This is a genomic window from Mycobacterium colombiense (assembly GCF_001953985.1).
In the GTDB taxonomy this organism is placed as follows: domain Bacteria; phylum Actinomycetota; class Actinomycetes; order Mycobacteriales; family Mycobacteriaceae; genus Mycobacterium; species Mycobacterium colombiense_B.
In genome coordinates this window covers 78701-102195 of the sequence record NZ_MBEI01000043.1, presented here as the reverse complement: position 1 = coordinate 102195, position 23495 = coordinate 78701, and the positions used below count along the sequence as shown (strand labels likewise).

20 protein-coding genes are annotated in these 23495 nt (G+C 66.9%); 4 read left to right on the top strand and 16 right to left on the bottom strand.

Translation table 11 applies throughout. From position 1 onward, the window contains the following. Nucleotides 1–510: SDR family NAD(P)-dependent oxidoreductase (locus A5732_RS09485; protein WP_076102045.1), on the top strand; the 510-nt coding region annotated here is incomplete at its 5' end. Between the two features lie 34 nt (nt 511–544). After that, nucleotides 545–1420 (top strand): ABC transporter substrate-binding protein, encoded by an 876-nt coding sequence (locus A5732_RS09480; RefSeq protein ID WP_076102044.1) that lies wholly within the window; start codon nt 545–547, stop codon nt 1418–1420. Nucleotides 1421–1482: 62 nt separating this feature from the next. On the opposite strand, the gene A5732_RS09475 is transcribed toward A5732_RS09480, so the two are convergent. The 5 genes from A5732_RS09475 to A5732_RS27460 form a co-directional block, all read right to left on the bottom strand. After that, nucleotides 1483–2766 (bottom strand): fatty acid desaturase family protein, encoded by a 1284-nt coding sequence (locus A5732_RS09475; RefSeq protein ID WP_076055996.1) that lies wholly within the window; start codon nt 2764–2766, stop codon nt 1483–1485. A gap of 97 nt (nt 2767–2863) precedes the next feature. Beyond that, nucleotides 2864–4024 (bottom strand): ferredoxin reductase, encoded by a 1161-nt coding sequence (locus A5732_RS09470; RefSeq protein WP_076102052.1) that lies wholly within the window; start codon nt 4022–4024, stop codon nt 2864–2866. Nucleotides 4025–4161: 137 nt separating this feature from the next. Continuing rightward, nucleotides 4162–4683: a DUF6912 family protein gene (locus A5732_RS09465; RefSeq protein ID WP_076055979.1), complete on the bottom strand. Its 522-nt coding sequence runs from the start codon at nt 4681–4683 to the stop codon at nt 4162–4164. 4 nt (nt 4684–4687) lie between these two features. Then, nucleotides 4688–5539: a polyphosphate kinase 2 gene (gene ppk2, locus A5732_RS09460; protein WP_076055977.1), complete on the bottom strand. Its 852-nt coding sequence runs from the start codon at nt 5537–5539 to the stop codon at nt 4688–4690. Between the two features lie 41 nt (nt 5540–5580). After that, nucleotides 5581–7002, bottom strand: a complete 1422-nt coding sequence (locus A5732_RS27460; protein WP_076055976.1) for a WS/DGAT/MGAT family O-acyltransferase — start codon at nt 7000–7002, stop codon at nt 5581–5583. Between the two features lie 212 nt (nt 7003–7214). Between A5732_RS27460 and A5732_RS09450 the strand changes: the two genes are divergently transcribed. Further along, nucleotides 7215–7775 carry an Rv3235 family protein gene (locus tag A5732_RS09450; RefSeq protein ID WP_253189033.1) on the top strand — a complete coding sequence of 187 codons (561 nt, stop codon included), beginning with the start codon at nt 7215–7217 and terminating at the stop codon, nt 7773–7775. 13 nt (nt 7776–7788) lie between these two features. Here the strand turns inward: A5732_RS09450 and A5732_RS09445 are convergent, their stop codons facing one another. From A5732_RS09445 to mddA, 3 genes are read right to left on the bottom strand one after another with little or no spacing between them, the layout of a single operon-like run. Beyond that, nucleotides 7789–8946 carry a cation:proton antiporter gene (locus A5732_RS09445; protein ID WP_076055974.1) on the bottom strand — a complete coding sequence of 386 codons (1158 nt, stop codon included), beginning with the start codon at nt 8944–8946 and terminating at the stop codon, nt 7789–7791. A gap of 4 nt (nt 8947–8950) precedes the next feature. Continuing rightward, nucleotides 8951–9433: a cation:proton antiporter regulatory subunit gene (locus A5732_RS09440; RefSeq protein WP_064954854.1), complete on the bottom strand. Its 483-nt coding sequence runs from the start codon at nt 9431–9433 to the stop codon at nt 8951–8953. Between the two features lie 57 nt (nt 9434–9490). Beyond that, entirely contained in the window at nt 9491–10258 is a 768-nt protein-coding gene (gene mddA / locus A5732_RS09435) for a methanethiol S-methyltransferase (RefSeq protein ID WP_076102043.1), read from the bottom strand. A 188-nt stretch (nt 10259–10446) separates the two neighbouring features. Between mddA and A5732_RS09430 the strand changes: the two genes are divergently transcribed. Then, nucleotides 10447–12168, top strand: a complete 1722-nt coding sequence (locus A5732_RS09430; RefSeq protein WP_081396017.1) for an ABC transporter ATP-binding protein/permease — start codon at nt 10447–10449, stop codon at nt 12166–12168. 95 nt (nt 12169–12263) lie between these two features. Here the strand turns inward: A5732_RS09430 and A5732_RS09425 are convergent, their stop codons facing one another. The 8 genes from A5732_RS09425 to A5732_RS09390 all read right to left on the bottom strand — a co-directional run bounded on the left by A5732_RS09425 (nt 12264) and on the right by A5732_RS09390 (nt 23433). Further along, on the bottom strand, nt 12264–13067 hold the full coding sequence (locus A5732_RS09425) for an adenylate/guanylate cyclase domain-containing protein (protein WP_076102042.1): 804 nt from the start codon (nt 13065–13067) through the stop codon (nt 12264–12266). A gap of 68 nt (nt 13068–13135) precedes the next feature. After that, a complete protein-coding gene (locus A5732_RS09420; protein ID WP_076102041.1) occupies nt 13136–14686 on the bottom strand; it encodes an HD domain-containing phosphohydrolase in 1551 nt (516 codons plus the stop codon). Nucleotides 14687–14885: 199 nt separating this feature from the next. Beyond that, the gene (secA, locus tag A5732_RS09415) at nt 14886–17714 is read right to left on the bottom strand and encodes a preprotein translocase subunit SecA (protein ID WP_076055968.1); all 2829 of its coding nucleotides are present in this window, start codon (nt 17712–17714) and stop codon (nt 14886–14888) included. Between the two features lie 79 nt (nt 17715–17793). Then, nucleotides 17794–18456, bottom strand: a complete 663-nt coding sequence (gene hpf / locus A5732_RS09410) for a ribosome hibernation-promoting factor, HPF/YfiA family (RefSeq protein WP_076055966.1) — start codon at nt 18454–18456, stop codon at nt 17794–17796. A gap of 333 nt (nt 18457–18789) precedes the next feature. Beyond that, nucleotides 18790–19422 (bottom strand): ComF family protein, encoded by a 633-nt coding sequence (locus A5732_RS09405; protein WP_076102040.1) that lies wholly within the window; start codon nt 19420–19422, stop codon nt 18790–18792. 50 nt (nt 19423–19472) lie between these two features. Further along, entirely contained in the window at nt 19473–20135 is a 663-nt protein-coding gene (locus A5732_RS09400; RefSeq protein WP_253189036.1) for a hemerythrin domain-containing protein, read from the bottom strand. Nucleotides 20136–20328: 193 nt separating this feature from the next. Further along, nucleotides 20329–21552 (bottom strand): cytochrome P450, encoded by a 1224-nt coding sequence (locus A5732_RS09395; RefSeq protein ID WP_076102038.1) that lies wholly within the window; start codon nt 21550–21552, stop codon nt 20329–20331. A gap of 264 nt (nt 21553–21816) precedes the next feature. Beyond that, on the bottom strand, nt 21817–23433 hold the full coding sequence (locus tag A5732_RS09390) for a GMC family oxidoreductase (protein WP_253189035.1): 1617 nt from the start codon (nt 23431–23433) through the stop codon (nt 21817–21819). Between the last annotated feature and the right edge of the window lie 62 nt (nt 23434–23495).

Below are 23495 nucleotides of genomic sequence, written 5' to 3'. Positions count from 1 at the left end.
GTGTTTGAGGGACGGCTCGTGCACAACGCGCTCATCCCCTACGACGTCACCTCGTTCGCCGATCTGAGCTGGGAGCAGCTCGGCGGCAAGCTGGACCGCGAACTGCATGCCGCCTTCCTCGTGACCAAAGCCGTTGTCCCCGATATGATTTCGCGAAGATATGGCCGGCTGATCTATCTCACCACGATATTGTCGCGCCGGCCCAGGCAGGGCATGATCACGGTGGGAACCGCCAAGGCGGCAATGGACCAGTTTGTCCGCTACGTCGCACTCGAGCTGGCTCCGCACCAGATCACCGCCAATCTCGTCTCACCCGCCACCGTCGCCGATCCCACGGCGAACGCTCTGTTGACGGCCGAGGAGATACAGCAGCTCGGCGCGGCGAATCCCATGGGGCGGCTCGTCAGCCCCGAGGAGGTGGCCAACACGGTGGCGTTCCTGGCGGGCGAGGATTCCGGCTTCATCACCGGCCACTGCCTGGAGGTCAACGGCGGCCTCGCCATGGACTGACAGCGGATTCTGCGACCGGGAAAGGGGGTTCGGCGTGCAGACGATCGATCTCGCTTACGTCGGGCGGGGCATTCACGAGGAGCTGGTCGCCCATGTCGCCGATCAGGAGGACTACTACCGCGACGAAGGTGTCCACGTCGCCATCCGAGATGGGGTCGGCTGGAGCGCGCAGCGGCTGCGCCACGTCGCGGTGATCGGCCTGGGCCGGGCCCTGCTGTCGCGGCTGCACGACGGAATCGGCTGGAAAGCGTTGAGCGTCAATACGGATCGTCCGTTGTTCTGGTTTCTCGGCAACTCCGACGTGACGTCCATGGCGGACCTGCGCGGCCGGCGCCTGGCCGTGCACGCCGCCGACAACCCGCCGGGCACGTTCGCCCGGATCGTTCTGCGTATGCACGGCTTGGACCCCGACCGCGACCTGCACTGCGTGGTGCGGCACCCCGGCGACTACCAGATGGACCTGCGCCGGATGCGCGACGGCTCGATCGATGCGGCCTATGTCGGCAGCACCCTGTCCCCCGAACAGGTCGCCACCGAAGAGGGGTTTCATCTGCTGGCCTGGGTCGGCGATCACTTCCATATCCCCACGGTGGGCGTCGCCGTCGACCCCGCCCACATCCCCCCGAACAGCCCCGCGCTGCGGGCCATGATGCGGGCCCACCAGCGGGCGCTGCGGCTGCTCGTCGAACAACCCGGCCGCGCCGTCGAATACATCAACTGGTTCCTCGACCGGCTCACCGCCGATGAGGCGAAACGGCACTACGAGCGCTACGTCGGCCCGCACTTCACCCCGCACTATCGGGTGGACATGCGCCTCGCGCAGCGGGCGATCGACGCGGTCGCCGGCGAACTCGGCGTCGCCCCGATTGTTGCTACGGACTTCTATAAGTTTGGCATCGGCGAGCTGTAGCCAGGCGTGTCAAAATCGACCATTCCCGTCGATAACGGCGGGCCCGAAAAGCCAACGGGCGGTTAGGCGGCCAGGCCTTCGCCGGCAGGGCGGGCCACGGTTGCCCGCTTCCCGCGCCGCCAGCCGCGCACGGCGGCGATCGCGGACTTCAGGCCGCGGCGGCGGCCGGTGGCCGGATCGGTGCCCAGGAAACCGGGCTCGAGCTCGGCGAACATCCGCTCGCTGCGGGTCTCCGGCGCGTTGTCGGCGTCGTCGCGCAGGTACTTGTTCGGCAGCGACAGCTTGGCCAGCGTGCGCCAGGTCTTCGCGTACTGGAACAGGAAAGAGCCTGTGGTGTAAGGCAAGTCGTACTTGTCGCACACCTCGCGCACCCGCACCGAGATCTCGTGCAGCCGGTTGCTCGGCAGGTCCGGGTAAAGGTGGTGCTCGATCTGGTGGCACAGGTTGCCGCTCATGAAGCGCAGCGCCGGGCCGGCCTCGAAGTTGGCGCTGCCCAGCATCTGACGCAGGTACCACTGCCCCTTGGTCTCGCCGATCATGTCGGTCTTGGTGAATTTCTCTGCGCCGTCAGGGAAATGGCCGCAGAAGATCACCGCGTTCGCCCACACGTTGCGGATCACGTTGGCCGTCGCGTTGGCTGTCAGGGTCGACCGGTAGGTCGCGCCGGGTGACAACGAGGTCAGCGCGGGGAACGCGACATAGTCCTTGAGCACCTGCCGGCCGGCCTTGGCCAAGAACTCGTCGACCCGCTGCCGGGCTTCGTCGTTGTCCATCCGGCGCTTGGCGATCTTGCCGAGCTCCACATGCTGCAGGCCCACTCCCCATTCGAAGAGCAGCGCGAGCAGGGTGTTGTACACCAGGTTGAAGATGTTGAAGCGCTTCCAGCGCTGGTCGCGGGTGACGCGCAGCAGGCCGTAGCCCACGTCGTCGTCCATCCCGAGGATGTTCGTGTACTTGTGGTGCACGAAGTTGTGGGTGTAGCGCCAGTGCTTGGACGACCCGCTCATGTCCCACTCCCACGTCGAGGAGTGAATTTCGGGGTCGTTCATCCAGTCCCACTGGCCGTGCATGACGTTGTGGCCGATCTCCATGTTCTCGACGATCTTGGCCACGCCCAGCGTCACCGTCCCCGCCCACCAGGCCGAACGGCGCGAGCTGGCGGCCAGCAGCAGCCGCCCGGTCACCTCCAGCGCGCGCTGGGCCGCGATAGTGCGGCGGATGTAGCGAGCGTCCCGCTCGCCGCGTGAGTCTTCCACGTCCTGGCGGATGGCATCGAGCTCAACGGCCAGGTTTTCGATATCGGCGTCCGTCAGATGGGCGAATACGTCGACGTCTGTGATCGCCATCGTCGTCATCTCCCTGCGGTCGTTTGTTCGGTCCTTAACGTGTTCCAGACCTACGCTATCGTAACCTACGAAGCCGTAGGTTACCTATGAGTAGCCTTTAAATGTCGAGCATGCAATCGCCGGAAGCGGCGGACACACAGGTCTGCACCCGGGTCCCCGGGTCATGCTCCTGGCCGGTGCGCAGATCACGCACGTGACCCTCCACGAGGTTGACCACGCACGACTGGCAGATCCCCATCCGGCACCCGAAGGGCATCTGCACGCCGACGCCCTCGCCCGCGTCCATCAGCGACGTGGCCGCGTCGGCCTCGACGGTGCGTCCGCTTCGGGCGAAGGTGACGGTGCCGCCGGCGCCGGTCGGTGCGGCCTTGGACACCGCGAACCGCTCGAGGTGCAAGCGCTCACCGATACCCGCGGCCGACCATACCCGCTCGGCCTCGGCGAGCATGCCTTCCGGACCGCAGGCCCAGGTTTGGCGTTCGCGCCAGTCCGGCACCTGTTGGTCCAGCACGGAAAGGTCCAGTCGGCCCTGGGTGCGCGTCTCGCGCAGCCGCATCCGATAGCCGGGGTGCTCGGCGGCCAGCGCGGCCAACTCGGCGCGAAACATGACGTGGGACTGGGTGGGTGCCGAGTGCAGGTGGGCGATGTCGCCGATTTGGTTGCGGCGCACCAGGGTTCGCAGCATCGACATCACCGGCGTGATCCCGGAGCCGGCGGTGAGGAACAGGATCGACGCGGGCGCCGGATCGGGCAGCACGAAGTTGCCCTGCGGCGCGGCCAGCCGGACGATGGTGCCCGGCTCGACACCGGCAACCAGGTGCGACGACAGGAACCCCTCCGGCATCGCCTTCACGGTGATGGTCACGGTGCGCGCCGAGCCTGAGTCGGAGCGCGAGCCTCGGCCGGCCGGGGCCGAAGTGAGCGAATACGACCGCCAGCGCCAGCGCCCATCCATCAGCAGTCCGATGCCGATGTACTGGCCCGGCTGGTAGTCGAAGTTGAAGCCCCAGCCCGGCTTGATGACCAGCGTCGCGGAATCTTCGGTCTCGCGGCGCACCTGCAGGATGCGGCCCCGCAGTTCGCGTGCCGACCAGAGCGGGTTGGCCAGGTGCAGATAGTCATCGGGCAACAGCGGCGTCGTGATGCGCGCGGCGAGCTTGCGCAGCGCATGCCAGCCAGGGTGCCGGTCTGCGCCGGCGACAACAGGTCGCGTGGTATCGACGACGTTGCCCGTGATCGATGGGTTACGTCTGCCCAGGGAAAGCTCCTGCTCACGATGCGGCGTCTGGCTTGCCCTCACATTGTGATCGATTCTGTGCGCTTCACGAAACCTACGGTACCGTAACTTACGGTGTCGTAGCTAGCGCTGCCGCCGGGTTTGCCTCACATTCGGCGTCACATCAGCTCCAGCAGGAACGGCAGCTCCTGGTTGGCGTACCAGGCCAGATCGTGGTCTTGCGCATCGCCGACGATCAGGTCGGCGTCCTCGTCGCCCAGGTCGGCGGCGTCAACCGCTTCGATGGCCCTCGCGACCGCCGGTTCGGCCCCGGCGTTGTCGACGTAGGCGGCGATCACGTCGTCGATCGGCACCGGCCCGGCCAGCCGGACCACGGCGTCGTCGAGGTCGGGACGGTACGTGACGTCCTCCACCTCGGCGGCCAGCACCGCGCGGCGGGGCGGCGGTGGCTCCGACGACTCGTCGCCACCTTCGGCTTCCGAACCCGCCAGCAGCCGCAGCGACGCCAGCGCCGCCTCGCGCAACGCCACGTCGGCGAGCTCGTCGTCGTCGCCCTCGGCGTAGGCCTCGCGCAGCCTCGGCGTCAGTGCGAACGCGGTGCCGCTGACCGGCCACAACGAACCGTCGGCGACGAGCTGCGCCAACATGGGCAGCGTGGCGGGGATGTAGACGACCGTCATGGGGCTAGATCAGCGTGGCCGCGTAGTCGTCGACATACGTCGACAGCTCCCGCGGCGGGCGCTGGTAGTTGCCGCTGACGACGGGATGCGCCGGCAGCTTGACCTTGGGCGTCTCGACATCGTGGTACGGGACGGTGGACAACAAATGGGCCATCATGTTCAGTCGCGCGTGCTTCTTGATATCCGATTCCACGACATACCACGGGCTTTCCGGGGTGTCGGTGTGCACCATCATCTCGTCCTTGGCCCGTGAATAGTCCTCCCACCGGTATACCGATTCCAGGTCCACCGGGGACAGCTTCCAGCGCCGGACCGGATCGTTGCGCCGCGCCTTGAACCGGCGCAGCTGTTCGGCCTCGGAGACCGAGAACCAGTACTTGCGCAGCAGGATCCCGTCGTTGATCAGCATCTGCTCGAAGATCGGCGTCTGCCGCATGAACAGCGCATACTCGTGCGGCGTGCAGAATCCCATGACCTTTTCGATGCCCGCCCGGTTGTACCAGGACCGGTCGAAGAGCACGATCTCGCCCTTGGTGGGCAGGTGGGCGATGTAGCGCTGGTAATACCACTGGCCGCGTTCACGATCCGAGGGCACCGGCAGGGCGGCGACGTGGGCGACCCGCGGGCTGAGGTACTCGGTAATCCGTTTGATGGCACCGCCCTTGCCCGCGGCGTCGCGGCCCTCGAACAGCACCACCAGCCGCGCCCCGGACTGCCGCACCCACTCCTGCAGCTTCACCAATTCCGTTTGCAGCCGGAACAATTCGGCTTCGTAGACCTCATCGGAGATCCTGGGCACGGCCGACCGCGCCGACTTCTTCTTGGTCGGCGCGCCGTCGCTTTTCGCGGTGCTCACAGCAACGAATAATAGCCCCACGCAGGCGTTTTCACCGCCGACTAGGACCGGGACGCCTCCAGCAGTTCTTCGAGCGCCTGGTGTAGCAGTCCGGGCAGCAACTCGACATCGCTCATCGCTTCGCGGTCGGCGTTGATTCCGTAGTACAGCTCGCCGTTGTACGACGTCACGCCGATGGCCAGCGCCTGGTTGTGCAGCAGCGGCGGCACCGCGTAGGTCTCCAGCAATTTGGTGCCGGCGATGTACATCTGCGACTGGGCGCCGGGGGCGTTGGTGATCAGCAGGTTGAAGGTGCGCTTGGAGAAACTCGGGAAACTGGTCGCGACCCGGATGCCCATGGCGTGCAGCGTCGGTGGGGCAAAACCCGAGAGCGTGACGATGGTCCTGGCGTCCACCAGCTGGGCGGCCGTCGGGTTCGATTCGGTGGCGTGCGCGATCTGCGACAGCCGCACCACGGGGTTGGGCTCCCCCACCGGCAGGTCGACGAGGAACGGCATCACCTGGCTGATCGGCTGACCGGGCCCGCTCGTGTCGAGGTCGCCGTCGTCGTACACCGACAGCGGCGCCATCGCCCGCACCGTCGCGGTGGGCGAGACCGCCACCCCTCGCGACATCAGCCAGTTACCGAGCGCGCCGGCGATGACCGCGAGCACCACGTCGTTGACGTCGCAGTCGTACCTAGCGCGCACGGTGCGGTAATCCTCGAGGCTGCCCCGCGCGACTGTGAAGCGCCGGTGCCGCGACACGGTGGCGTTGAGCGGGCTGCTGGGCGCGGTGCCCCTTGCCACGGTGCGCACTAGGTCGACGGCCCGGCGTCCGGCGCCGAGCCACTCGCCGTGGTTGGTCAAGAGGCCACCGACCATCGAGCCGACGGCCTGCAGCTGGGCGCCCGGGCCGGTGACCCATTCGCTGACCGCGCCCAACACCAGCCGGGTGTTGCCGGGGTCGCGCTCCGGGATCCAGATGTCCTCCGGGAACGGTGGCGGGCGTTTCGTCCGGTCGCCGATGACATGGTTGATCTCCAGCGCCGACATGCCGTTGATCAGCGCCTGATGTGACTTGGTGTAGAGCGCGATCCGGTTCTTGGACAGGCCCTCGACGAGATACATCTCCCAGAGTGGACGGGACTTGTCCAGCGGCCGCGCGGCCAGCCGCGCGATCAGCTCGTGCAGCTGCTCGTCGCTGCCCGGCGAGGGCAACGCCGAGCGCCGCACGTGATAGGTGATGTCGAAGTCGTTGTCGTCGAGCCACACCGGCCGGGCCGTGCCGATCCGCACTTCCCGCACCTTCTGCCGGTAGCGCGGTATCTGCGGCAGCCGCTGCTCGACGGTGGCCAGCAGCGTCTCGTAGCTCAGGCCGGCTCGGGGACGACGCAGGATCAACAGGGATCCGACGTACATGGGGGTGGCGGTGTTCTCCATGCGGTAGAACGACGCGTCCGGCGGGGACAAGCGACTCACCATGCGGCGCTGTCCTCCTGGTCAGTTCGTCGCCCGTACGCTCGGGGCCCCGGGGCCATTGGGGCCCGATGTCCCGCCCACGGTAACCGTGTGGCCGTACACAAGTCAGCGTGGGTACGCGTGCGGTCGAGTTGTGCCATGATGACCACGACTAACCACCGTCTGCCCCTCTCCAGCAGCCTCGAAGGTCCGGCCGAAGAGTTGGAGAGTGCGCGTTGAACACTAGTCCTGTTCCGAATCCACCTGACGCTTTCACCGTCATACCAGTCGTCGACTACGAGCCGCCAACGCAGGACGTACCGCACACCGTCGCCCAGTGCCGGCAATCGCCACGCCCCGTATCGCGCCGCCGCAACAGCCACGCGCCGCCGCGGTCCTACACCGGGCAGCCCAGCCGGGCGCCGGCGCCGGATCCCGGCACGGTCATGTCCCCGCGGCTGCGTCAGGCGGCCATCTTCGCCGACGCCGCGCTGCGCCGGGTGCTGGAGGTCATCGACCGCCGCCGGCCCGCGGCCCAGCTCAATCCGCTGTTGGCGCCGAGCCTGGTGGATTCGGTGGCCGCAGTTGGCCGTTCGGCCGCGGGCCGTAATCGAGGCGCCGCGGTGTTGCGCCGCATGCGGCTACAGGCGGCCGGTCACCGTGATCCGGACTCGGCGGCCGAGGTCTTCGGTTCCTACAGCCGCGGCAACCGGATCCACGCCATCGCCTGCCGCGTCGAGCAGGTCGGCGCCGCGGGCGGCACCCGGTGGATGGTGGTGGCCCTGCACATCGGGTGACGGCGGCCCCCGGTCAGGCCGCCGGCGCCGCGCCGGCCGCCCGCGGACCGCCCGTGTAGCGGGTGAGGATGGGCCCCGCGATCGCCATGATGAAAACGTAGGACGTCGCCAGCGCCGCGACCGCGGGCAGCGACTTGCCGGCCAATCCGATGATGATCAACGAGAACTCGCCGCGGGCGATCAGCGCGGTGCCCGCGCGCAACTGCCCGCGCCGCGCCACCCCGTCATGCCGCGCGGCGAAGATCCCGGTGGCCACCTTGGTCGCCGCGGTCACCGCGGCCAGGATCAGCGCCGCCGGAATCATCGGGATCAACTCATGCGGGTCCACCGAGTAGCCGATTGCCAGGAAGAAGATGGCAGCGAACAAGTCGCGCAGCGGGCTGAGCACCTGGCGGGCCCGCTCGGCAGTCTCGCCGGTCAGGGTCAGCCCCACCAGGAACGCACCGACCGCGGCCGAGGCGTGCAGCGACTCGGCCATCGCCGCCACGATCAGGGTGATCCCCAGCACCCGCAGCATCAGCTGTTCGGAGTCGGGGTGTTGCACGAGCCGCTCCACGTGGTGACCCCACCGGTAGGACGCGGCGAACGCCACCACCAAAGCGCCCACCGCCACCGCCATGCCGCCGACTGCGTGCAGCCATCCGCCGCCCGACGCCAGGACCGCGAAGAGCGGCAGATAGGCGGCCATCGCGAAGTCTTCGAGCACCAGCACCGACAGCACGGCCGGCGTCTCCCGGTTACCCAGTCGCTTCAGGTCCTCCAGCAGCCGTGCGATGACTCCCGAGGAGGAGATGTAGGTGACGCCGGCCAGGCACAGGATGGCCACGCCGTCCAATCCCAGTAGCCAGCCGGCGATCGCGCCGGGCGCGGCGTTGAGGACGATGTCGACGGCCGCCGACGGCAGGTGGTGGCGCATGCTGCTGGAGAATTCGGCCACCGAGAACTCGCAGCCCAGGGTCAGCAGCAGCAACACGACGCCGATGGGTGCGCTGGTGGTGATGAACTGGCCACCGGTGGACACCGGCAGGATGCCGCCGTTGCCCAGGGACAGGCCCGCCAGCAGGTAGACGGGGATGGGCGACAACGCGAATCGCCTCGCGGCGGCGCCCAATACGGCCAGAGTGGCCAGGAGGGCGCCGAGTTGCAAAAGCAGCGTCCCCGAAATCTGCACCGGCTCAGCCTTTGTCGATGATCTTCTCGACGCCCGCGATGCCGTCTTCGGTGCCGATCACGATCAGAACGTCTTGGACGTGCAGCATCTCGGCGGGTCCGGGTGAGGCGAGCACTTGCTCGTTGCGCACGATCGCCACGATGGACGCGCCGGTGCGGGTGCGCGCCCGCGTGTCTCCCAGCGGGTGATCCACGAAGGGGCTGCCGGCCAGGATGTGCACCTGGCCGGTCTCGAGCCCGGGAATCTCGCGGGCCAGCTCGGTGAATCGCTGGGCGATCCGCGGCGCCCCCAGGATCTGGGCCACGGCCTCGGCCTCCTGGTCGCTGAGGTGCAGCAGCGGCCGGGCCTCGTCCGGATCTTCGCGGGCGTACACGACGACGTCGAAATCGCCGCTGCGCCGCGCGATGATGCCGATGCGGTCGCCCTTTTGATCGGTGAATTCGTAGCGAAGGCCGACCCCGGGGAGCAACACCTCCTTGACATCCATACCGTCAATCCTGACAGGTCGACGGGGGCTGCCGTAAGCGGCTGGAGGCAAAGAGTCTCAGCCCGGGGCGTCCGCCGGTCGGCTGGGGCCACCGCGCGGCCGGCGTCCTAGCGGCAGCAACGCCGGCACCTCGCGGCGGTAGTTGCGATAGTCATCGCCCAGCGCGGCCACCAGGTCGCGCTCCTCGATCCGGGTGGCGACCAGGATGTAACCGGTCATCACGATCGAGAACAGCAGGTGTCCGGCCGTCATGGTGGGCGCCGCCCAGAAGGCGATGATAAAGCCGAGCATGAGCGGGTGGCGCACCAGCCGGTAGAAGAACCGAACGTGAAAAGCTATGTGCGTGTAGGGTTTTCCGCGCCACGACAGATACACCTGCCGGAGCCCGAACAGGTCGAAATGGTTGATCATGAACGTCGACGCCAAGGCGATCACCCAACCGAGCCCGAACAGCGTCCACAACACCAGGCGTCCGGCCGGTAGTTCCACGTCCCAGATAACGGCCGGCATCGTCCGCCATTGCCAATAGAGCAGCACCAGCACGGCGTTGGACAGCATCACGTAAGTGCTGCGCTCTATCGGCGGCGGCACCACCCGCGTCCACCGCGCCTTGAACCCCGGCCGTGCCATGACGCTGTGCTGGAGGCCGAACAGACCGAGCAGCAGCATGTTGACCAACACCGCCTGGCCGATCGGCGCGGATACCCCATGGTCGACCGTTCGCGGCACCCAGAAGTTGCCCACGAATGCGACAAGGTACAGAAATACGGCAAGAAAAAGCAGATAAGCGGCCGCGCCGTAGCCGACCGTCAGGTAACGCTTCATTTGCTGATTGTGCGCCTGATCGGGCCGCGCGCAAATAGGTCATTTGCCCCAATTTCTGCGAGCGCGGTCTGGGCGTCGCTGACCGGGCGATTCGATCATTTGGGGCAAACGCCTCATGTGGCGGTGCCCGGGGTGGACCGATGATCGCCCGTGACAGGCCTACTTCGACAAAGCACGGAGATGAAATCATGAGCGAATCGACATGCAACGCCCCAGCCATCGAGCTGCTCGTTGCCCACCCAGCGCACGTGCCGGACGGCGCACGGATCGACGCAATCGATGTGGGCCGGCGCGTCAGCGGCCGGCAACTCCTGCAGACCATGTCGCTCTCCGTGGAGCCCGGCGAATTGGTCGCCATCGCCGGCGGTAGCGGAGCCGGCAAAACCACGTTGCTGGAGGTCCTCGCGGGATTGCAACCGCCGTCTGCGGGCGAGGTTCGGCACGACGGCGTCGTCCCCCGCGCCAGCGCCGGCGCGACGGTCGGCTACGTCCCCCAGGACGACATCATCCACCTCGAGATGCCCCTGCGCCGCACCCTGCGCTACGCGGCGCTGCTGCGGCTCCCCGCCGGCACATCCGCGGCCGAAGCGGAGCGGATCGTCGACGAGACCCTGCAGAGCCTCGACCTGTCCGACCGGGCCGATGTGCCGGTGCGGGCGCTGTCCGGCGGGCAGCGCAAGCGGGCCAGCATCGCGGTGGAGTTGCTGACCCGGCCACGCCTCTTCTTCCTCGACGAACCCACGTCCGGGCTCGATCCCTCGACCGCCGCTGAGGTGATGCGCCTGCTGCGCCGGCTCAGCCAACGCGGCGTCACCGTCGTCCTGACCACCCACGAGCCGGCCGCCATCGAGCAGTGCGACCGGGTGGTCTTCCTGGCCCGCGACGGCCACCTCGCTTTCACCGGCAGCCCGGGTGCGGCCCGGCGCTACTTCGGCGTGGAAAACCTCACCGAGGTGTACGAGCGCCTGGCTCAAGAGCGCACGCCGCGGATCTGGGCTGAGCGGTTCGCGGACAGCCGCGAGAAGCCGCCAGCCCGGCCCGGCTTCATTCGGAAGGTTGTATCGGCCACGGCGTCCGACGCCAACCGCACGGGCATGGTCCGGCAATGGTGGCTGCTGACCCGACGCAACGTCGACGTTCTCTTCCGCAATCGGCTGACCCTGGCGATCCTGCTCGGCTCGCCGGTGCTCGTGACGGTGATGATGGCGACGTTGTTCAAGCGAGGCTCGTTCGATCCGGGTGACGCCGCCGGCGTCGGCCCAGCCCAGATCGTGTTCTGGATCGCCTTCGACGGCTTCTTCTTCGGACTCACCTACGGCCTGCTACAGATCGTCGGCGAGATGGCCGTCTTCCGCCGCGAACGCCTGGCCGGTCTCAGCGTGGGCGCCTACGTGGCATCGAAGGTGACGGCGCTGCTTCCGGTTCTGGCCGGAGTGAGCGCGGTGTTGCTGGTGGTGCTGCGCGCGCTCGGACGGCTCCCCGCGCTCGGGTGGCACGTGTACGCCTTGCTGTTCGCCACGATTGTGATCGAAGCGATCTCGGCACTGGCGCTGGGGCTTTTCGCCTCGGCCGCGGTCTCCAACGCCGCGCAGGCGGCCCTTGCCCTGCCGATGCTGTGCTTCCCCCAGGTTCAATTCGGTGGTGCCATCGTGCCCGTCGACCAGATGGCCACGCCCGGACGCCTGATGAGCCTGGTCCTGTCCAACCGCCACGCCTTCGACGCGTTGGGCCGCGACCTGCAACTCGACCGCTACACCACCACGCTGCCCGCGATGTCCGCCTACCGGCAGACCTTTCAGGGCGGCAACGTGGTAAGCCTCCTCGCGCTGGTCTCGTTCGCCGTCGTCCTCACGCTGGCCACCGCGTGGTTGCTGGACCGGCGATCCCGGCCCGGCGCATCCAAGCGATGACGGCCACGCCGGAGCCCGCGATCCTTGACCGGGATCGCGGGCTCCGGCGTGTGTAAACCTAAGGGGCACACCATGGTTGAATTTTTGCCGCGGGCTCAGGCTTGGTGGACGAAAACGTTGATCGGCTCTTCTTGTCCCCGCAGGCTGAGCGTGCGCCGCGCCATGTTCGCCGTCATCTCGTCGGCGACGCCACTGGCGATCAACAACTCGCCACCGGCTGCACGTTGTTGCATCCGGGCCGCGGCGTTGACCGGGCGACCGAGGGCGGTGAAATCGACGACGGCCCCGCCCACGTTGCCCACGTATGCGACGCCCGCGTGCACCGCGACGCCGACGTCCAGCCACGCTCCACCGGGTGTGCCGTACCCCACCGCTTCGAGCAGGTCGACTCCCGCCTCGACGGCCCGTTGACGATACCCGGGGCCGCTGATGCCGCGGACGAAGAACGCCATCACCTCGTCGCCGATGAGTTTGTCGATCACGGCGTCATGGCGCAGCAGCGTTTGCGTTGCGGCGCAGTAGAACCGGTTGAGCAACGCGGCGAAGTCCGCGGCGGCCCGACGGTGACCCAGCGCGGTGGAGCCGCGAACGTCGGCGAACAGCACCGCGATGTCGACCTCCGCTCCGCCCTGCGGCAGCGCGTCGCAGCATCGCATGCACAGGTTGGGATTCTTGCGCGATCGGCGGAAGCCGGCCACGGCGAAGAGCCGGCCGACCGGTCCGCCGAACGGGTTGTTGCACAGCTTGCATCGCGGCGCCGACGGCAGGTAGCGAAACGCGTGCCTGGCCCTGACCAGCGGCGCGTGGCCGTCGGTGAGTACCCGATCCCAGAGCGCCGACGAGGGCGCCGGCTGCCCTTCCGATGGGGCGGCCGCTGGGCCACTGGAATTGCTAGTCATACAAAAATGTTCGCCTCGATTCCCGGCGGGGACATGGGGCGTTCGCCCCATAGATCGGAGGGGCTTGCTCAGTTGGCTGCGCCGCCGGTCAGGCCGTGGCGGGTCGCGTACAAGCTGGCCCCGATCCGGTTCGAGACCTCGATCTTGGCGTAGATGTGTTCGACGTGATTACGTACCGTCTTCTCGGAGATCCAGAGCGCCGACGCGATCTCCTTATTGGAGAGCCCCTGCGCGACATGGAGTAACACCTCGGCCTCGCGCCGGGTCAACCCCGCCGGCCTGGCGGCCCTGCGCGACGGCCGGTGGCCCGCGGCCTGCAGGACGGCCTCGACCGCGTCGCCGTCCAGGCGGCCACGGACCGCTTCGTCTCGCAGTTTCCTGGCCGCGGCGTCCCCGTCCCGGGCATCACGATAGGGTCGGGGTTCCGTTGAGGAGCAATAGCTTTCGGCGGCCGCGAGCAGACGGTCGCGAACCGACAGGTCATCACCGCGCAGGCCGTTCGGGTAGCCCGAGCCGTCCAGTCGCTCGTGGTGGTTCACCGCGACCTCGCGGACGGCCTTCAGTCCACCGACCCGGGCCAAAATCCTGCCCGTCAAATAGGGATGCAAATGCACCCGCTCGCGCTCGACATCGGTTAAAGCGCCCGGCTTTTCCCACACCCGGTTGGACACGCCGATGCGACCGAGATCGTGAACGTATCCGGCGCGACGCAGGATATCGATCTCGTCTTGCGGCAGCCCCGCGCATTGCCCGGCGCTTTCCGCCAGCTGCGCGACGGCACGCGAATGGCCGAGCGTGAAGGGGCATTTCAGATCCGCGAAGTCACCCATCGCGCACAGGAGCCGGTCCAGCGCGGGTCCGCTCAGCGCTTCGCCCGGATCTGGAGCCAGGCAGGCGGCGGTCGACCACACGTCTTCGTTCTCGCGCAGCAGGTCGTCGGCGGCGGCGGTGAACACCGCGACGATATCCGGGTCGAACTGTTTGCCGCTGCGACGGCGAATCTCCGCGACCGCGGCGCCCGCGCCGTAAGCGCGATGGTGCACGTCGGCGATGTCGGAGATTTGCGCCACCCGCATCGCCACGGGTATCTGGTGTCCGGCGGCTCCGGCGGGAAGGCCGCTGCCGTCCCACCGTTCGTACGCATAGGGCAGGGCTTTACACACATCGGCGCCCAGCCCGATCTCCTCGGCGAGCAGCGCGGCCGACAGGCAATGGGACTGCACCAACGCGCCGAGATTCCCGCGTGCGTCCCAGAAAACCTTGGCCGCCAACTGGGCGCGTTTCGGCAACGTCGTCCCACGGCCAAGATTGCTCATGAGAAATCGACGGTATGGCGTGCCGGACCAGTCGATGTAGTGGCTGTCATGTCGCACCGCGATGTCGTCGCCGAACCACTGCGCATACTCATGCGAGTCGGCGTGACAGCCGATCCACATCACCAGGGCCGTGTAGAAAACGGTCCCGCACTCGCGCTCGTCGAGCCCCAGCCGCGTCGCCAATCTCGAGCCCATCGCCGCCGACCGCAGCATGTGATCCATCGGCTGCCCGAGCCCGAGGTCGATAGCCAGAGATAGCGCTGCCAGGACGTCAGTCCGCGACACGGCTCCGTCGAAGGGCATGGAACTCGTCCCTTTCTCGGCCCGTCATCGGCGCGGCGTCTGTATAGCCACACGAAAGCCGATGCCTGATAAGCCTAGGGCATGGGGGTTGCTGCCGGGTCGACTTGCTGTCGCCGAGTGTGAAGTTAGACGCACACTCGCCGCCGAGTGTGGAGATATCTTCACGCTCGCGGGAAGGCGGGCGGCTGGGCCGGAAGCGCTAGCGCCGCTTGACCGACTTGGGTGGCTTGGCACCCCGGCCCTGCTGCCGCGCCGCGGCGCGCCGCTCGCGCCGGCTGGCGCCCCCGGGCACCCCGGCCGGCGCTTTGCCGTCGCCGCCGTTGCGCTGCACCGCCGCCGTGCCGTCCTCGGACGGGCCGGAGTACGTCATGGCCGGCGCCTCGTTGTCGATTCCCTTGGCGCGCAACCGGGTTGGAGCCTCTTCGCGCACGGCCGTCGCGGTGCTGCCCTGCTGCCCGGCCGCGGCGGTGGCGAACTCCTCCAGCCCCTCCGGCGCTTCGACCGGGGCGACCTGCGGGCTGGGCACCGCCTCGACGGTGACATTGAACAGGAACCCGACCGACTCCTCCTTCATGCCGTCGAGCATCGCCATGAACATGTCGTAGCCCTCGCGCTGGTACTCCACCAGCGGATCGCGCTGCGCCATCGCGCGCAGCCCGATGCCCTCCTTCAGGTAGTCCATCTCGTAGAGGTGCTCGCGCCACTTGCGGTCGATGACGTTGAGCAGCACGTTGCGCTCCAGCTGGCGCATCGCGCCCTCGCCGGCGATCTCCTCGAGCTCGGCTTCCCTTGTGGCATAGGCATTTTCGGCGTCCTTGAGCAGCTCCTCGAGCAGTTCCTCACGGGTGAGGTCGTCGCGGTCGGAGTCCGCATCGTGGTGGGTCAGCGTCGCATGGTCGATGCCGACCGGGTACAGCGTCTTCAGCGCCGTCCACAGGGCTTCGAGGTCCCAGTCCTCGGCGTAGCCCTCGGCGGTCGCGCCGTTGACATACGCTGTGATCACGTCGCGGAGCATGTCCAGCGCCTGGTCCTTGAGGTTCTCGCCTTCCAGGATGCGGCGGCGCTCGGCGTAGATCACCTTGCGCTGCTGGTTCATCACCTCGTCGTACTTGAGGACGTTCTTGCGGACCTCGAAGTTCTGCTGCTCCACCTGGGTCTGGGCGCTCTTGATCGCCCGGGTGACCATCTTGGCCTCGATGGGCACGTCGTCGGGCAGGTTCAGCCGGTTGAGCATCGCCTCGAGCGCGGCACCGTTGAACCGGCGCATGAGTTCGTCGCCCAGCGACAGGTAAAAGCGCGACTCGCCCGGGTCACCCTGCCGGCCGGAGCGGCCGCGCAACTGGTTGTCGATGCGCCGGGACTCGTGGCGTTCGGTGCCCAGCACGTACAGCCCGCCGGCCTCGATCACCTCGGCGGCCTCCGCGCTGACCTCCTCCTTGACCTTGGGCAGTTCCTCGTGCCACGCCGCGTCGTACTCGTCGGGCGTCTCGACCGGGTCGAGGCCGCGCTCACGCAGCCGCTGGTCGGTGAGGAAGTCGGCGTTGCCGCCGAGCACGATGTCGGTACCGCGGCCGGCCATGTTGGTGGCCACGGTGATGCCCCCGCGACGGCCGGCGACGGCGACGATGGTCGCCTCCTGCTCGTGGAACTTCGCGTTCAGCACGTTGTGCGGCACGCGGCGCTTCTGGAACTGCCGCGACAGGTACTCCGAGCGCTCGACGCTGGTGGTACCGATCAGCACAGGCTGGCCCTTCTCGTAGCGCTCGACGACGTCGTCGACCACGGCGATGTACTTGGCTTCCTCGGTCTTGTAGATCAGGTCGGACTGGTCGGCGCGGATCATCGGCTTGTTCGTCGGGATCGGCACCACGCCCAGCTTGTAGATCTCGTGCAGCTCGGCCGCCTCGGTCTGGGCGGTACCGGTCATGCCGGCGAGCTTGTCGTAGAGCCGGAAGTAGTTCTGCAGCGTGATGGTAGCCAGGGTCTGGTTCTCGGCCTTGATCTCCACGTGCTCCTTGGCCTCGATGGCCTGGTGCATGCCCTCGTTGTAGCGGCGGCCGTAGAGCACGCGGCCGGTGAACTCGTCGACGATCAGGACCTCGCCGTCGCGCACGATGTAGTCCTTGTCGCGGTTGAACAGCTCCTTGGCCTTCAGCGCGTTGTTGAGGTAGCTGACCAGCGGCGAGTTGGCGGCCTCGTAGAGGTTGTCGATGCCGAGCTGGTCCTCGACGAACTCCACGCCCAGCTCGTGCACGCCGACGGTGCGCTTGCGCAGGTCCACCTCGTAGTGGGTGTCCTTCTCCATCAGCGGCGCCAACCGGGCGAACTCGAGGTACCAGTTCGACGCGCCGTCGGCGGGCCCGGAGATGATCAGCGGGGTGCGGGCCTCGTCGATCAGGATGGAGTCGACCTCGTCGACGATGGCGAAGTTGTGTCCGCGCTGGACCAGATCGTCGAGCGAGTGCGCCATGTTGTCGCGCAGGTAGTCGAACCCGAACTCGTTGTTGGTGCCGTAGGTGATGTCGGCGTTGTAGGCCACCCGGCGCTCGTCGGGCGTCATCTGCGCGAGGATCACGCCGACGTCCAGGCCGAGGAAGCGGTGCACGCGGCCCATCCACTCGCTGTCACGTTTGGCCAGGTAGTCGTTGACGGTGACGATGTGCACGCCCTTGCCGCCGATGCCGTTGAGGTAGGCCGGCAGCACCGAGGTCAGGGTCTTACCCTCACCGGTCTTCATCTCGGCGACGTTGCCGAAGTGCAGCGCCGCGCCGCCCATCAGCTGCACGTCGAACGGGCGCTGGTCGAGCACCCGCCAGGCCGCCTCCCGGGCCACCGCGAAGGCCTCGGGCAGCAGGTCGTCGAGGCTTTCGCCGTCGGCGTGCCGCTTCTTGAACTCGTCGGTTTTGGCCCGCAACTCGGCGTCGGTGAGCTTCTCGATCTCGTCGGACAGGGTGTTGACGTAGTCAGACACCCGCTTGAGACGCTTGAGCATGCGACCTTCGCCAAGGCGCAGCAACTTCGACAGCACAGCTATGTCCCCTGTTGGTAGGAGTCTTCTCGTAAGCGACTCCCATGGTAGGCGACGAGCCCGTGGGTACCGCCGAACCTCAGGAGAGCCTGATCAGCCCGTAGTCGTAGGCGTGCCGTCGGTAGACCACGCAGGGCCGCTCGGTGTGCTTGTCGTGGAACAAGAAGAAGTCGTGCCCGACGAGCTCCATCTCATAGAGCGCGTCGTCGACCGTCATCGGCGTGGCCGGGTGCTCCTTGGTCCGCACGATCCGTCCGGGCTCGTGGTCCGGCTCCCCGCCGTCGTGCTCGGCCGGCGGGGGCTGCGGCGCAGTCGGGACGGGTGGCGGCACCGCGGTCGCGGCGGCCAGTGACACCGGGGTCTTGTCCCCGTAGTGCACCTTGCGGCGGTCCTTGACGCGGCGCAGCCGGTTCTCCAGCTTGTCGACCGCCGACTCGAACGCGGCGTAGAAACTGTTGGCGCAGGCTTCCGCCCGCGTCACCGGGCCGCGGCCACGGGCGGTGATCTCCACACGCTGACAGGATTTGCGCTGACGCCGGTTGGGCGCGTGCTTGAGCTCGACGTCGAAAAGATAAATGGAGCGATCGAACCGCTCGAGGCGGGCGAGTTTTTGCGAGACGTACAGACGGTAATGATCGGGGATTTCTACGTTGCGGCCCTTGAACACAACGTCGGCGGTGGTTGTCGGTTGGGCTTGCTCGTCGGTGACGGGCGGTTGGTCCAGAATTTGACCGGAATCCACGGATAGCCTTGACATACGTGACAACTCGTTTCTCTCTTCACGTCACACGCGCCCTGCGTGCCTGGCTGCTTGATGCGCCGACGAGGTGGGAGCGGTTCGAGACTGGCTACCGCCGCAGGCTGCCCGCCGGAGCAAGGTGTCGATTACTCACCCCTTCCCGCGGATGGGTCTCACCTGGAGATTTCGCGACCAGTGAGTCAGACCGATGAGTCGTTCTTCGTTGTTCTCGACGTTAGCTCGTGTTCGCCTGCCGATGCCACTAATTTGGTCGAGCTGTTGCGAGTTCTTCACATGCTCTTGGCTCGGTCTTGGATTGGGCGCAGCCGGCGGCGATCACACCGCGGCGATCGCCAGCACCGCCGCGACCCGGACCCCGGCGGCGTGCAGGATCCGCACCGATTCGCGCGCCGTCGCTCCGGTGGTGACGATGTCGTCGACGACCATGACTTCGGTGCGCGGCGGCTCACCGCGCAACACGACCCGGCCGGCGACGTTGCGCTCGCGCGCGGCGGTGCCCAGGCCCACCGAGTCGCGCGTCAGTGCCTTGAGCCGCAAGGCCGGCGCGACGGTGATGTCCGGATGCCGCGCCACCGCGGCCCGCGCCAACCGGGCGACGGGGTCACCGCCGCGCCGGCGCGCGGCCGAGCGCCGGGTCGGCGCGGGCACGACCGTCAACGGGGTGGGCACGATCCCCCACCACAACAGGCGGTGCACGCCGACGGCCAGCGCACGCGCCAGCGGGTCGACGAGGTCGGCGCGGCCCTGCTCCTTGAGCGCCAGGATCGCGTGCCGGCGGGCGTTGGCGTACCGGCCGAGCGCGAACACCGGGACTCCCGGGTCGATGCGCGGGTTCACCACATGCGGCTGATCGGCGGCCACCGACAGCTCGCCGGCACACGCGTCGCACCAACGGGTCGACGGCGCCCCGCAGCCGCCGCATTCGGCCGGCAGGAACAGGTCCAGCATGGCGCCAGTGTGGCGGTCGGGTGTGACAGGAGCAGCCGTCACGTTTGGCCCTAGTCCCCCATGCGCTCAAGTCGAGCGCGATAACCCTCCGCGACTCGTCGAGCAAACAACCTGACCAGCCACCTCTGCGGTGGCGGCATGCCGGCCAGGAAGCGTCGCCGCTCGTCAGCCGTGCATGTCTCCAGCGCCATGGCGACAAAGGCGAGGCCGAACCACATATTGCGGCCAGTCAGGAACGAGGCGCCCCGTTCCGTCACCGCACGCCACTCGGCATCGGACAGGTTCTCGTTGACAAGTGGTACGACCCGTTCCTCTTCAGCACTGAGGTGCTCACCGACCAACTCCGCGAGCGACTTGAGCTCGGCGAGCAACACGTCCGTGGCCCGCGCCTGGGCCGCAGGATGCACTATTGGGGACGCAGCTGCGCTGACCCACTCGGCCAGGCACAACTTGACGCTGATCACTGACTTCGCAATGAACTCGTGCTCTGTCTCCATACACCGAATGTCTCTCGCGTGCACGGGTATTCGTGCCGAAAGCTTTGGCCACAGCAGCTCGTCTTCGGCCATGTGGTGGTGATGCAACGCAGCGAGCACGTTCTGGATGTGGCCAGCCGCTCGCTTCGCGCGGCCATGCTGACCGGGCTGCACGCTGCGGATCAGCTCTGGAGCAATTTCGAGCTCGCACCGGAAAACGCGGTGCACCAAAGCCATTTCGAATGCGTCAGTCGGCATCGTCTACTCAACCCGACTCGGGACCGGCGACGATTGGACCATCCACAAGATCATTTCGGGCGCCGCCTGGCGAATATCAGGGCTGCACACACCATTCTCCTTTCAGTCGGGCTAAGAGGCTGGCTGATAGCCGATAGCCAGACGACGTATCTGGGTATCGAGATCTCTAAAATCATTGCGGTACAGATTGTTTCGATGGCGTGAATACGACCGGCATCGCCTCGGGCCCACTGATGAAATTTGACGACCGCCGAGGCAACTCGGCCTCGCCGGCCAGGCGCAAGTCAGGCAGCCTGCGCAACAGTGCCGTGAGCATGAGGGAGAGTTCTAGTCGCGCCAGCTGGCTGCCCAGGCAGAAATGTGTGCCGAAGCCAAAGGCCAAGTGCTTGTTGGGATTGCGGCCGATGCGGAAGTCCTCGGGATCACCGAAAATTGCTTCGTCGAAATTGGCCGACTCAAATAGGAGCATGATCTTTTCGCCAGCGCGCAGGTGAGTGCCGTGAAACTCGATCTGGTCGGTGACGGTGCGGCACATGTTCTTGATCGGCGAGGTCCACCGGAGCATCTCCTCGATCGCCAGAGATACCAGATCGGGGTCTTCGCGCAGCGCTTCCCACTGGCGGCGATCCCTTAACAACTGTTCGACGCCGCCCGAGAGAGTATGCCGGGTGGTCTCGTCGCCGCCGATCAGAATCAGTAGTGACTCGTAGACGATTTCGTCATCCGACAACCTGCGCCCATCGATTTCCGCGTTCACCAGGACACTGAACAAGTCATTCGATGGCTCCGCCCGGCGTTTGGCGATCACGTCCATAGTGAACGCTGTGTATTCGGCGAATGCGTCCATCACCGCTTGCACCGATGGCGCGTTGTCCGGCGAGCTTGGGCCACCCACGACATCGTCGGACCATTTCAGCAACATCGCGCGGTCCTCGGGCAACACACCAAGCATGTCGCCGATCACCGCCATCGGCAGCGGCGCCGCGATGTCACGGACGAAGTCACACTCCCCTGACTCACACACCGTATCGATCAGCTCGTCGCACAGCCTGCCGATGGACGACATCTTGCGCAGTATCCGTGTGCCGGTGAACGCAGAGCTGACCAGCCTGCGCCGCAACAGATGTTCCGGATCGTCCATTTCGACCATGTAGGGCTTGCCCGGGTACTCGGGCCTGATGCCACCGCCGTTGATGAACAGCCGCGGGTTGCGCTCTGCATCGATGACGGCCTGATACGTCGCCGCCGCGGCCAACCCGTTTCGGTCACGAAACACCGGCCGGTTCGCGCGCATCCAGCGATAGGCGTCGCGCGCGCCGCCGCCAGAGTAGAACCGGCCGTCCGTCAAGTCGACGTCAAGGGTCTGCAACTTGGATTCGCTCCCGTTAGCGCTCATTGCTGGTAACGCTATGTAGCCCAACCCAATCCAGCTATCCGCTGCGCGCGGACGGTTGGCCAGATTGCGTTACGGGCGGTCGCCGATGGCCGTGACGGCGGACCACCGGCTTGGGCGAGCCGCAGCATCATCGCCGGCCGCAGCGGCGAAACCGGCGAGTCAATCATTCCCACCACGCGTAGAAAACGTTCCGCCACAACGGTGTCCGTCTGCGCCGCTAGCATCACCCGCTCCAGAAAGGCGTTGGTGATTCGAGCATGGGCATCACGACCTGTCCAAGCCACTCACGGATTCGGCGTCGCGGAGCGCGGCCACGTCGAGGCCCGACATCCCATGTTCTGACTTGATCTCGTCGCCGGCGCGCTCGCCGATGACCACGCAGGGCGCCATCGTGTTTCCGCTGGTGATTCTGGGCATGATTGAGGCATCGGCGACTCGCAGGTTTTCGACGCCGTGAACCTTCAGGCTGCCGTCAACGACCGAGAGCGAATCGTGGCCCATCTTGGCCGTGCCCGCCATGTGCCAGTACGTAATTGCGGCATCCCGGAGGTAGCCCACAAGGTCTTCACCCTTCAAACGGCCAGGCATGATCTCGCGCTTGAAAAATGGCCGGGTCCGCAGCAGCGCGGAATTGCCGACAGCACGCATGTCCTCGACGCACTTCATGGCAAGGCGCAGATCGTCGGGGTGTGACAGACCGTTGTGGATCACCCTGGCGGGCTGCTCGGGATCTGGGCTCGTCAACAGCACGCTGCCGCGGCTGCTGGGATGGGTCAGCGCGCCGATCATCGTCCAGCCCATGTCGGGTAGGCCGAATCGCGCGGCATTCTCCTGGCTTGCCAGCAGCATCGCTCCCTGGCATGCGAACAGATCGGGCTCGTCTCGGTCGTCCCTGCTCGGCCAGAACATCACAGCATCACCCGGCTGATCGGCAGGAGGGCAGGAGGGGATTTCCCAGATGCATGAGAAGCCAAGGTGGTCTTGGAAGTTACGACCCACACCAGGCAGATGGTGTTTGGCGGGTATTCCCAAGGGCTGCAGGACGTCCTGGTCGCCGATCCCGGAAAGCATAAGGACTTTGGGGGTATGGATTGCCCCCATCGACAGCACGACTTCCGCGCCAGCCCGGAATCGTCGGAGTTCGTCGCGGTAACAGACCTCCACTGCGGTCGCCCGACTCCCATCGATGAGCACGCGCCGAACGAGAGCATTCGGCAGCACGGTCAGGTTAGGCCGGTCCATGTATGGATATGCGTACGAACGGAACACCGAACGCCGTTTGCCGCCGCGAGCTCGAACTTCGATGATCGCCGCACCGCCCTTGCCTTCCATCATCTTTCCGTTCGCCTGGTCGAAGCGGCCGATACCCAGACATTCGGCGGCTTGCAGCACGATTGGGCCGACAGGATGAGGATCGCATTTGGCTTGCACGTAAACAGGTCCACCGCTGCCCCGGTGTTCGGGGTCTGGGACTCCATGCCAGTCCTCGATACGCCGGTAGATGTCGAGGACCGACACGTAACTCCAGGCCTCGTTCCCCGACGCGGCGGCGAAGAAGTCCCAATCGGCCCGGTGGCCACGGGCCCAGGCCATCAGGTTGATGCTCGAACCGCCACCGAGGACCTTGCCCATCGAAAGCATCAGCGTCCGGCCGTTGAGGTGCTGGTTCGGTTCCGCCTGGAAGGCCCAATCCCTCGCGCTGCCCAGATTCGTATGCCACAGCTTCGATTCGGTGACACACGGCATGTCGTCGCTACCTCCCGCCTCCAGCAACAGGACGTTGGCTGAGGGATCCTCGGCCAGGCGGCGGGCAACAACGCAGCCCGACGATCCCGCACCACAGACAATGAAGTCGTAGTCCTGTTTCAAGTCAGCGGCCAGGCGCTCCTGGTTCGCCCGGACCCGCCGGTCCAATTCGTTGTCCACGTCATTGCTTGCAGCAG

What these genes read in the sequence shown, in the direction of transcription:
- A5732_RS09395 (WP_076102038.1), bottom strand. Translation starts at nt 21,552, where the DNA reads ATGAGCGCTAACGGGAGCGAATCCAAGTTGCAGACCCTTGACGTCGAC.
- A5732_RS09400 (WP_253189036.1), bottom strand. Translation starts at nt 20,135, where the DNA reads ATGGCTTTGGTGCACCGCGTTTTCCGGTGCGAGCTCGAAATTGCTCCA.
- A5732_RS09420 (WP_076102041.1), bottom strand. Translation starts at nt 14,686, where the DNA reads ATGCCCTTCGACGGAGCCGTGTCGCGGACTGACGTCCTGGCAGCGCTA.
- A5732_RS27460 (WP_076055976.1), bottom strand. Translation starts at nt 7,002, where the DNA reads ATGGTGAGTCGCTTGTCCCCGCCGGACGCGTCGTTCTACCGCATGGAG.
- A5732_RS09440 (WP_064954854.1), bottom strand. Translation starts at nt 9,433, where the DNA reads ATGGATGTCAAGGAGGTGTTGCTCCCCGGGGTCGGCCTTCGCTACGAA.
- A5732_RS09475 (WP_076055996.1), bottom strand. Translation starts at nt 2,766, where the DNA reads ATGGCGATCACAGACGTCGACGTATTCGCCCATCTGACGGACGCCGAT.
- A5732_RS09405 (WP_076102040.1), bottom strand. Translation starts at nt 19,422, where the DNA reads ATGCTGGACCTGTTCCTGCCGGCCGAATGCGGCGGCTGCGGGGCGCCG.
- mddA (WP_076102043.1), bottom strand. Translation starts at nt 10,258, where the DNA reads ATGAAGCGTTACCTGACGGTCGGCTACGGCGCGGCCGCTTATCTGCTT.
- A5732_RS09425 (WP_076102042.1), bottom strand. Translation starts at nt 13,067, where the DNA reads ATGACTAGCAATTCCAGTGGCCCAGCGGCCGCCCCATCGGAAGGGCAG.
- A5732_RS09430 (WP_081396017.1), top strand. Translation starts at nt 10,447, where the DNA reads ATGAGCGAATCGACATGCAACGCCCCAGCCATCGAGCTGCTCGTTGCC.
- A5732_RS09465 (WP_076055979.1), bottom strand. Translation starts at nt 4,683, where the DNA reads ATGACGGTCGTCTACATCCCCGCCACGCTGCCCATGTTGGCGCAGCTC.